General features: G+C 69.5%; 6 protein-coding genes and 1 pseudogene. 2 read left to right on the top strand and 5 right to left on the bottom strand.

The window, feature by feature from the left end:
• Positions 1 to 188, top strand: a pseudogene (locus ACH4J0_RS42150) (hypothetical protein); the annotation flags it as partial.
• Positions 189 to 496: 308 nt separating this feature from the next.
• Here the strand turns inward: ACH4J0_RS42150 and ACH4J0_RS42155 are convergent.
• The 3 genes from ACH4J0_RS42155 to ACH4J0_RS42165 all read right to left on the bottom strand — a co-directional run bounded on the left by ACH4J0_RS42155 (position 497) and on the right by ACH4J0_RS42165 (position 6,527).
• Positions 497 to 1,915, bottom strand: coding sequence for an FG-GAP-like repeat-containing protein (locus tag ACH4J0_RS42155; protein ID WP_396246492.1), 1,419 nt, complete (start codon positions 1,913 to 1,915; stop codon positions 497 to 499).
• A gap of 163 nt (positions 1,916 to 2,078) precedes the next feature.
• Positions 2,079 to 3,389 carry an FG-GAP-like repeat-containing protein gene (locus ACH4J0_RS42160; RefSeq protein ID WP_396246493.1) on the bottom strand — a complete coding sequence of 437 codons (1,311 nt, stop codon included), beginning with the start codon at positions 3,387 to 3,389 and terminating at the stop codon, positions 2,079 to 2,081.
• Positions 3,390 to 3,626: 237 nt separating this feature from the next.
• Positions 3,627 to 6,527 (bottom strand): AfsR/SARP family transcriptional regulator, encoded by a 2,901-nt coding sequence (locus ACH4J0_RS42165; RefSeq protein ID WP_396246494.1) that lies wholly within the window; start codon positions 6,525 to 6,527, stop codon positions 3,627 to 3,629.
• Between the two features lie 611 nt (positions 6,528 to 7,138).
• Between ACH4J0_RS42165 and ACH4J0_RS42170 the strand changes: the two genes are divergently transcribed.
• On the top strand, positions 7,139 to 7,564 hold the full coding sequence (locus ACH4J0_RS42170; RefSeq protein ID WP_396246495.1) for a hypothetical protein: 426 nt from the start codon (positions 7,139 to 7,141) through the stop codon (positions 7,562 to 7,564).
• Between the two features lie 677 nt (positions 7,565 to 8,241).
• On the opposite strand, the gene ACH4J0_RS42175 is transcribed toward ACH4J0_RS42170, so the two are convergent.
• Both ACH4J0_RS42175 and ACH4J0_RS42180 read right to left on the bottom strand, forming a co-directional pair.
• Complete coding sequence (locus ACH4J0_RS42175) at positions 8,242 to 9,144, bottom strand: hypothetical protein (protein ID WP_396246496.1); 903 nt, start codon at positions 9,142 to 9,144, stop codon at positions 8,242 to 8,244.
• A 96-nt stretch (positions 9,145 to 9,240) separates the two neighbouring features.
• Positions 9,241 to 9,681, bottom strand: a complete 441-nt coding sequence (locus tag ACH4J0_RS42180) for a hypothetical protein (protein ID WP_396246497.1) — start codon at positions 9,679 to 9,681, stop codon at positions 9,241 to 9,243.
• Positions 9,682 to 10,358 lie beyond the last annotated feature (677 nt).

A 10,358-nucleotide genomic window follows, 5' to 3' on the forward strand; every position in this document is an offset into this window, starting at 1 on the left:
CGGGCGGCGACGGCCCGCTGCAGGCCAAGGACGTGGCCCGTGAGCTGGGGCTGGATACGGTGCCGGCGAAGGTGGAGCCGGTGCGCGGGAAGCTGTCGCCTGCTCCCGCACCGTCCGGGGAATTCCTGGGCACTCCGACATACCGCTTCGACGAACGGTCGGTGAGCACGCTGTATCGGTTGTGCTGATCAGGCACGGCAGGTGCGGATCGTCACCAGTCGGTAAGGCGGAACGGGTGTGAGAAGGAGGCGCTGCCGGTGTTCACCCACTCGTTGAGGATGCCGGTGGCCTCACCGATGCCGGGGAGCCTCGACCGGAAGCGAACCGGCGGCCTCACGGCGGCCCCGCCGGGCGTGGTCGAGTTCCTGCCAGAAGCGGATCCGGGTGTCGTGGCGGAAGTGAGGGACCCGCGGGCGCACACTTCGGGGGGCTGGTATCGAGCGGTATCGGGCCCTCCGCAAACATGTGGAGGGCCCGATCTGGTGCTGCTCAGTTGTCAGGCGCCGGCGGCGATACGGCCGAGGCTGGTCCAGTGGCCGGTGCCGTCGTCGTTGCGGTAGGCGTTGACGGAGCCGTCGGGGTTGGTCATGAGCCAGTCGGCCATGCCGTCGCCGGTAAAGTCGGTGAGGGTGATGGCGTTCTGGTTGGTGGTGGTGCCGGCGGCGAGCTGTCCTGCGTTGTACCAGCCGCCGTGGCCGTCGCCGCCGCGGTTGATGTAGGTGGTGAGGGAGCCGTCGGGGTTGATGACGCTGTAGTCGGCGCGGCCGTCGCCGTCGATGTCGGCGAGGCGGATCCGGCTGAGGTCGGTGGTCGCGCCGGCGGCGATCTTCCCGTCGTTGACCCAGCCGCCGCTGGTGTCGCCGCCCCGGTTCAGGTAGGCGGTGACGCCGCCGTCGTCACCGATGAGGCAGTAGTCGGCCTTGCCGTCGCCGTCGATATCGGCGAAGCGGACCCGGCTGGCGTCGGTCGTGAGGCCCTGGGCGACGATGCCGATGTCCTGCCAGTTGCCGCTGCCCTTGTTGAGGTACACGCGGACCGTGCCGTCGGGGTTGATGAGGATGTAGTCGGCCCTGCCGTCACCGTCGAAGTCCGCGAAGCGAACCCGGGAGCGGTCGGTGGTCAGGCCCTGGGCGATCTGGCCCTGGTCCTGCCAGCCGCCGTTCCCGTCGCCGCCCTTGTTCAGGAAGACGCGCACGGACCCGTCCGGGTTGATGATCCAGTAGTCGGCCTTGCCGTCACCGTCGTAGTCCGCGAAGCGCACCCGGTCCGTACCGGCCTCCGTACCCGCGTGCGGCGCGCGCGGGCGCTGGGCGAGTCCGTCGGTGACGGCCTGCTCCAGCCCGTTGAAGAAGACGCCGGCCATCCGCTGGTATCCGGCGTCGTTCGGGTGCAGGCGGTCGTTCATCTCGGCGGACGCCAGGGCCGGGGGTTCCAGGTAACGGAACTTCTGGCCGGCGAGTTGCCCGGACTGCAGGGCCTTGATGTCCGCGTTGTAGGTCTGGGCCCCGACCTCGTGGTTCGGCGTGGTCGGGATCAGGCCCTGGACCAGGACGGTGACGCCCGGCCGGTCGGCGAAGACGCGATTGATGAGCTGGGCCATCGCGTCTGCGGCGTGGTTGGCCGCGTGCACCGGGTCCGGGTCGGGATCGCGGTCGAGGTTGTTGATGCCGAGGTGGAGCAGGACGACGTCGGGGGTGGCGGCGGACAGCCAGCCGTCGATGCCGGCCTGGATGTCTGCGACCTGGTAGCCGCTGTGGCCTTCGTTGTCCGGGTCAGGGACGTTCCCGAAGGATCCGGAGCCGACGAAGTCCACCTTGTAGCGGGACTGACCCGCGATCATGTTCCACAGCGGCAGGCGGTAACCCGCGTTTGTGGAGCTGCCGTATCCGGCGGTGATGGAGTCGCCCAGTGGCATCACCCGGAGTACGGGGGGTGGCGGCGCCGCGGCCTGGGAAGCCGGGGCGATGAGGAATTGACCGGAAAAGATCGCCAGTGCGGCGAGCCCGGCTTGTGCGAAACGTTTCATCAGAAGTGGGAACGCCTTCGTGACGGTGCTGATTGGTGCCGGTCGGTCCGGGTCAGGCGCCGGCGGCGATGCGGCCGAGGCTGGTCCAGTGGCCATTGGCGTCGTCGTTGCGGTAGGCGTTGACGGAACCGTCGGGGTTGGTCATGAGCCAGTCGGCCATGCCGTCGCCGGTAAAGTCGGTGAGGGTGATGGCGTTCTGGTTGGTGGTGGTGCCGGCGGCGAGCTGTCCTGCGTTGTACCAGCCGCCGTGGCCGTCGCCGCCGCGGTTGATGTAGGTGGTGAGGGAGCCGTCGGGGTTGATGACGCTGTAGTCGGCGCGGCCGTCGCCGTCGATGTCGGCGAGGCGGATCCGGCTGAGGTCGGTGGTCGCGCCGGCGGCGATCTTCCCGTCGTTGACCCAGCCGCCGCTGGTGTCGCCGCCCCGGTTCAGGTAGGCGGTGACGCCGCCGTCGTCACCGATGAGGCAGTAGTCGGCCTTGCCGTCGCCGTCGATATCGGCGAAGCGGACCCGGCTGGCGTCGGTCGTGAGGCCCTGGGCGACGATGCCGATGTCCTGCCAGTTGCCGCTGCCCTTGTTGAGGTACACGCGGACCGTGCCGTCGGGGTTGATGAGGATGTAGTCGGCCCTGCCGTCACCGTCGAAGTCCGCGAAGCGAACCCGGGAGCGGTCGGTGGTCAGGCCCTGGGCGATCTGGCCCTGGTCCTGCCAGCCGCCGTTCCCGTCGCCGCCCTTGTTCAGGAAGACGCGCACGGACCCGTCCGGGTTGATGATCCAGTAGTCGGCCTTGCCGTCACCGTCGAAGTCGGCGTACCGCACCCGGCCGGTGCTGCCGTCCTCGGTGCCCGCATGGTGGGGCGGCGTGGCTCGGGTCAGCCGCCACTGCGCCTCGGAACCCTGGAATCCCGGCATGCAGGCGACAGTGTTGACGCCGACGATCTTCAGGTAGCAGCCCTTTTTCTGGTTCGAGACGGTGGTCCAGTCACCGTTCAGCGAGGCGTACGTCCAGTCCAGTCCGTAGCTCGTGTTGGTGCAGCTGACGGACAGCGCGTCAGTGTAGGAGTCTGCCGCCAGACAGATGGCGTACGCGCCGTTGGTGAAGTTGGCGAAGTCGACCAGCTGGGTTGTGTGGTTGGCGAAGTACTGGTCGGGGCTGGTGCCGCAGGGGCGTGCGGTGATGGCATTCGCCCCGTAGTCCGGAGTCCCCTGGATGCACAGACCTGTTGCCTGGTTCTGGATCTCGAACCCGATGATTGGGTTGTCAGCGGATGCCTGGCCCACGGAGAACGACAGGCTCGCCACGAGCAGGGCGAAGACCGTGACGACGGATCTGATCAGGCGAGTTCGGGCGAATTTTGTGCTCACGTGCTCCTGCCTCTGGTGGTTCCGATGAGCCGCGGTCGACTCGGTCGTGGCGCAGCGGGCAATGTCCTCAGCTGCGCGACCCGGTCGCGCGGTCCCGAACCGCTACCGTGGCAGGGCTTGCGAACAATGGCCGAACAAACCGCGAACACGACGGGCTCACAGGCCTCGAACCGGCTGTTCGGCCGACGCTGCGAAGCGGCCCGATCGGGAGCGGCCGGCAACCCCCGCTAGCCGCTCTCAGAAGCCTCCGGAGCCGGACTTGTCGAGGGTGCCGAGGATCTCGTGCGCCTCACTGAGCCACGGGCCGAGGTGGTGGCGGTCGGCGAGGTCGATGGCCTGAAGGAGGCGGGCGCGGGCCGATGCCCGTTCGGCGAAGTGGACATGGGTGCGGGCCATGATGACCAGGCTGTCGGCGACGAGCCCGACGTTGCCGATCCGTTCGAAGATGTCGACGGATTCCCGGATCGCGGTGAGCGCCTCATCCCGTCGGCCGAGGGCGCGCAGCGCGTCGCCGAGGTTGGCGAGTGTGATGGCGGTGCTGTTGGCGTCTCCGCGCTCGCGCCACAGGTCGAGGGCCTCGCGGTAGTGGGCTTCCGCCTCGGCGTGGTGACCGGCTGTCCGGAGGGCGTCCGCCAGCGTGCTGACGAAGAAGGCGGCCTGCTGTGGGTCGCCGGTCCGCCGGTGGTGGTCGAGGGCCGCGCGGGCGTGGGCGAGGGCCTGGTCGGGTTGGCCGTCGAGGCTGTAGGCGAGCGACAGGTTCGAGCGAACCACGATGCTGCTCTCCGGGTCCTCGGACTCGGCGAGCGCGAGGGCCTCCTGCAGGGCCTGGATCGATGCGTCGAGGCGGCGCGCCATCCCGTGGCAGACGCCCAGGGTGCGCAGGACCCAGGTACGGCCGAGACCGTCGTCGTGCTGCTCGGTGATGCGCAGTGCCTGGTTGAGGTGTTCCTCCCACTGGCCGGTCCACCAGTAGGTGCGCATGTAGCCGAAGAGCCAGACGGCCAGGCGCCAGGCGAGGTCGGGCCGGGGGCCGTCGCCGGCCTGGCGGATGGCCTCGCCGATGTTCGGCAGTTCCTGGCGGCACCAGGCGAGGGCCTCGGCCTCGTCGGCGAAGACGGGCAGCGGCGCGGGCGGCGTGTGGCCGAGTCGGGGCGGCAGCTGGCCGCACTCGCGCATGGCGTCGCGGACGTTCTCCAGGGCGAGTGCGTACCAGATGCCCAGGCGCAGAGGGGCCTCCTCGGTCGCTCGGGCGGTTTCGTCGGTGTGGGCGCGTTCGGCGGCGTACTCGGCGAGCAGGTCGTGTAGGCGGTAGCGCAGCGGGGCGGGGGTCTGCAGGAGGTGGGCGTCGGCCAGCCGTTCCAGCAGGTCCTCTGCCTCGGCGGGGGTCCGGTCCAGTAGTGCGGCGGCGCTGGCGGGGCTGATTTCATGCTGGGGGCAGAGCCCCAGCAGGCGGAACGCGCGGGCGGCCTCGCGCTCGGCCTGCTCGTCGCTGTCGCGCAGCGCGAGGTAGCTGGAGGCGAAGGTGGCCCGCACTTCCATCCGGCCCGCCCTCAGTGCCGCCAGACGTCCCGGGCCACCGGTGTCGAGGCGGTCGGCGAGGGTGGTCAGCGGCCAGGCGGGGCGGGCGGCGAGGCGGGCGCCGGCGATGCGCAGGGCCAGCGGCAGGCCGGCGCAGGCGGCCAGGATCCGCAGGGCTCCGTCGAGGTCCTGTTCCATGCGGTCGCAGCCGCACATGGCCGAAAGGAGAGCGCGCTGTTCCTCCATGTCCATGGGGGCGAGCGGGATGTGGTGGGCGGGCAGGTCGGTGAGGGTGTTGCGGCTGGTGACGATGACGGCGCTGCGGCCGGTGCCGGGCAGCAGTGGGAGCACCTGGTCGCTGTCGCGGGCGTTGTCGAGGACCAGCAGGAACCGTCGGTCGGCGAGTGTGGTGCGCAGCAGCGCGGCTCGGCGGTCGGTGTCGTCGGGGATGGCCCGGGCGCTGGCGCCGGAGGTGGTCGGGTGCAGGTCGGCCAGGAGGATGGCGAGCACCTCATGGACCGAGCGCGGGGTGCCGGTGCCGAAGCCGCGCAGGTCGAGGTGGAGCTGGCCGTTGGGAAAGCGCTCGCGCAGGAGGTGCGCGGCGTGGACGGCGAGGGCGCTCTTGCCCACTCCGCCCATGCCCGTGACGGTCACCACCCGCGGACCGTCGCCGTTCGCGGCCTGCTCCAGTAGCTCGCGCAGCTGGCGCATCTCGTTCTGCCGGCCGGTGAACTGATAGGTGTCCATCGGGAGTTGCGTGGGCACCGGGACCGCCGACATGTCATCGTTGTGCGGCCTCGTGCGGTGCGCCTCTGCGGCTTCCGGGACGACGGCGCCGGATGAAGCCGGTTCGGCTTCGGCGGCTCGCTGTGCGGGGAATGCCGGGGCCATGGTGAGCACCTGCTGATGGATCGCCTGTAGGGCCGGGCCGGGATCGACGCCGAGTTCTTCGGCGAGTGCCGCCCTGACGGTCTCGAACGCCTCCAGGGCCTCGGCTTGGCGTCCACTGCGGTACAGCGCGGTGACCAGCAGGGTGTGGAGGGCCTCGTGGAGAGGGTGGTGGGCCGCCCAGCGGGTGAGCTCAAGGGCCGCCTCGGTGTGCCGGCCCAGGTGCAGCTCGGCCTCGTAGTGCCATTCCAGTGCCTGGAGGCGTGCCTGGCCCAGGTACCGGATCTCGCCCTCCAGCCCGTGCAGGTCCGGCACGTCGGACAACGGCTCGCCCCGCCACAACGCCAGCGCCGCGCCGCTCTGTCGGCTGGCGGTCTGCCAGTCCCGCTCCGCGCGGGCGTGCCGCGTCCGGGCGAGCAGGGCGGCGAACTCCTGGACGTCCAGTTCCCCGTCCGCCACGCGGAGGTGCACGCCGTGCGGGGTGGACGTCAGCCGTGAGGCGCCTTCGGCACCCAGCATCAGACGAAGTCGCGCCACGTGGTTGCGCAGTGAGTCGGCCGCGGTCGCCGGTGGCTCCTCGCCCCACAGAGCGTTCTGAAGACTGCGCTGGGACACCACCGCATTGGCCTGGAACAGTAGCGCGGCCAGCAGCGCCCGGCGCTTCCCGCCGCCCAACGGCAACGCCCGATCGCCCTGTCGGACGGCCAGCGGGCCGAGCAGACCGAACCACATGGAAACCCCCCGCGAACACCCGCTCGAACCGGCCATGCGGTCGGCATGGGCGGATGTTATATCGGAAGGCCGACGGAGTCGCCCCAGGTCACGTCGTCCATGACCCGGTCGTTCGTTCCCGATGGGCAGGGTGTTGCGCGGCGCCGTGGCTGCGTCACGGATAAGGATCGCGGCCATGTGACGGTCCCGCGCCTGCCTGGAAGGCGACATCGTCGACGCACATGGCTCCCCCGAGACCGGCTGGCAGAGCCGGCCGTGTCGAACACCCGCTTCAGGGAGGCTACCGACCGCGCGCCCGCCCCGGCTTCCCCAGCCGGACACGTGCCCAGCTCAGGACGCCCGTTGCGGCCCGCCCTCGGTTCGAGGCGGAGAACAGGGCAGCGACGTGCTGTTGGGCAGCGCGGTGGCGCTGGAGGAGAAGTGGCCGGTCGTGGGGCGACATGACAGAACGGCCGAGTGGCTGCGGCTATGGACGGATCTCGGGCGGGCTCCTGGGGCAACAGCGGGCGGGGAGTCTGTCGCGCCCCCGGTGGCTGTAGACATCAGAGTGATCGTTATCGTCTGCTCCCGTGTCCAGGTGGGACACAGTTCTTCGAAGAAGGGGGCATGTCATGGCCAATCAGAAGCTTGAGCTTCAGTCGCAGGCGAGACGGGCAGTTCTGCAGTTGGATCAGACTGAGCGACCCCGCCTGGTGCTCTTGGCGATCAGCGGGCCGAGTCAGTATCTCGTCGGCGCTTTGTTCGGTGGACTGCTCAGCTTGTTCTTGATCAAGTCCTACTTCATCAGCGTCACGGATCGGGCGGTCTTCATTCACCGCGGTCCTCGTTTGAACCCTCATCCGAAGGAGCTGGTTCACGTCGTCCCGCTCGAGGATGCTGGTGGCTTGGTCAGCCGCGTCAAGCTTGGCCGCGCCTGGAACGCGTTGTTCTTGAAGCTCCCCGGCAGGGCAAGGCCGACCCGGCTGAATGTCTCGTTCCATTCCCGTTCTGAGCTGGACAGCTTCCTGGGGAAGCTTGGTGCTGCCGAGCACTCGTAGTCCTCGGAGCGGTCTTGGTGGCGGTCACCATGGTGACCGCCAGGGTGATCAGCCCCGTTGGGCTTCACGGGACTTCGGTTGACCGGCGGGTGATGCGCCTGGGCATGAGGGCGATTGCGTCCAAGGTGATCAGCGCCTCGGATTGCTGGATAAGGCCTGTCCCACGACACCGCCGCCCTGCTCGCCGGCCCGCTCGCCGCCGACCTGCGGGCCTGCCACGGCCCGGTTTGCGCCCAGTTGTTCGTCAAGGACCACCCGCGCCCCCAGTGGTGCGGCCCAGGCCGCGGCAACCGCCACTACCACCGCCAACGCGGCCTGAAGGGTGTCAAAATTTCGATCAGGCCGCTGAGCTGGGTGTTTCCAGCAGGCCGTGGGGCGGTCTGATCGGGGTGGGGTGGTACTCGTTGAGGAGTCCTCTGAGTACTCGGTGGCGTCGGACTGCGGTCGTGGGCAGGAGGATGACGTTGGGATCGTCGTCTGGTGCTCGTAGGTCCAGGCTGCGGTGAGCTCGTCCGGCGTTGTAGTGCTCGGCACGCTCCGCCATGGTGAGGCGACACGCCGGCGACGAGTCGGCGGCCGCGTTCGGCGCACCCCGGCCGGTCGCCGTTCCCCCTTGTGGGGACAGGGGACAACCGTCCCCCGAGAAAGGCGGTCACCGTTCCGGACGGTGGTCCTCGTCAGTTCGATCCCGGACTATGTGCCAACACCTGGCGGGCAGCGCTGAGTTGCTGCTGCTCAGCGGTGCGGTCGCGGTCGAGTTCCGCTTGGTGCGCCTGGATCTGCTGCTGCTGATAGGCGGCGTCCACCGCGTACCAGATGCCGATCAGGTTGGTCTGCCGCTTGCAGGCGATGTCGGCCTGGGCGGTGGCGATCTCCTGCTGGTCCGCCGTAGGCGAGGCGCTCCAGTGCGGGTCGTTGTAGGCGTCCATCGGGGAGGCATAGTCGTAGCCGGCGGCCTTCATGCAGCCTGACCAGGCGGTGAAGGCAGCCTTGACCCGGTCGTCGGCGGCGGCCTTGAGATAGCTGCGGGAGTTGATCTGCTCGCCGATGGGCGAGGAGCCGTAGGTCGCGCCGCCGCCGAGTTTGGTCTGGGCGTCCTGTTGGCAGTGGAACACCGTGGTGCGCTGGTCGATCGACAGGGAGGCCAGGTTGTCGGTCGGCGTCTTGTCCCCGTCCGGTGCGGCCGGGTTGTGGTAGCCGTCCTTGGCGGCGGCGGCCGGGTCCGCCGGTCCGTAGCGGCGCGGCACTTCGCTGCCGCTGCGCAGGTGAGTGAGGGCGGCCGGGGTCTGGAACGTGATGCCGTGGTGCTGCACGCAGTCGGCGGCCAGCACCCAGGTGGCGTGGTTGAGCTGGGCGTTCTCGGCCGGGGTGAGCACGTACTGCTCGATCGGCAGGCGCAGGGCGCTCAGGTCTGTCGGGGCGGCGGAGGGGACGGCCGCGCTGGGCGTGCCCGGGATGTCCGCCAGGGTCGGTACGGCGGCTGCGGGGTGCGGGGCCGCGGCCTGGCGGCTGGGGCCGGCGCACCCGGCCAGCAGGGCACCGAGCGCCGTGGCGACGAGCGCGGCGGATCTGACGGACACGCGGTGCGGGAGGCGCGGCACGGCGATGGGGGACCTTCCTGGAGCAGGGTGCGGCTACCGGGCCGACCGCGTTACGAGCGGTCGGCCCGGCGGCGATCACGAGTAGGGGTTGACCGAGTACGAGGCCTCGTTGTTGCGCGTGACCTGCAGGTCGCCCATCCGACCGGGGTAGACCACGTCGTAGGCACCCCACCCGTAGCTCCGGCTGTTGACGTACACGTAGATGTCCTGGGAGCCGCCGTTGGCGACCCAGGCCGCGGCATTCTTCACGGGCTGGCCGACACCGTCCGTATTGGCGCCGTCCATGATGCCCGGCCGGAAGGTCTGGCCGGCCAGGTCACTCCACTCGGGGGCCTCCGACGTCCACCACCCGCCGTAGCCGTCTCCGTGGTACGACAGGCAGATCCGGTGGTAGCAGAACCACGCGCTCCCACTCGAGATGACGTCGGCGCTGGCCGGGGTGGCGAGGGCCACGGTGCCGGCAACGAGGCCGGTCGTGGCGGCGAACAGCGCGATCTTGCTGCGCAGAACGGACATTGGTGGTGCCTTTCCGATGATCCGATGAGGGTGAAGCCCTGAAACAGGGGAGGTGACGGCACGTCTGCTGCCGGGGGGCGTCACGGGCAGACGGTCGTGGACCTCGTAGCGCTGGAAGGGTCTCCTGACAGCGCGGGCGTCACAACGAGGGCGCCCGGCCCCCCTCGCACCGAAGCCGAGCGGATCGGCTGGCGGTACTACCCCCGAGTAATGGCGGCCCGGCGCACGATCACACTTTGGTTCTTGATCACCAGCAGGCGCAAGTGAACATCCGTGGACTGCATCTCGTAGCGTTGCTTAAACCTTGAACCTCGAACACCTGCGTTCACTACGCGCTGTAGCGACGAGCGGATCGATCGTGGGCGCCGCACACACCTCCCGCACATCGCCTCCCCGGTGGTCTCACAGCAGCCCACCCGAACTCGAACAAACGACTGGTGCGAGATATCGCGCATCACACACACGTCGTTTCGCAGTCGCTCTCCTCAGCGCGCCAACTGGGGCTTCAGGTCTGACTAGAGTGATCCCCGTGCCTCCTCCCTCCCCGACGGAGCGTCAGCTCCTCGGGACTCCGGGCGCAGTGTGAATCGCTGCGGGTTTGACCGAGACTCCTTCTCTTGGAAGGATCGAGTCCGTTATGAGGAAGCCATACCCCAGTGAGGTCCGGGAGCGGGCGG

It is taken from the genome of Kitasatospora sp. NPDC017646, assembly GCF_044329365.1.
Classification (GTDB): Bacteria; Actinomycetota; Actinomycetes; order Streptomycetales; family Streptomycetaceae; genus Kitasatospora.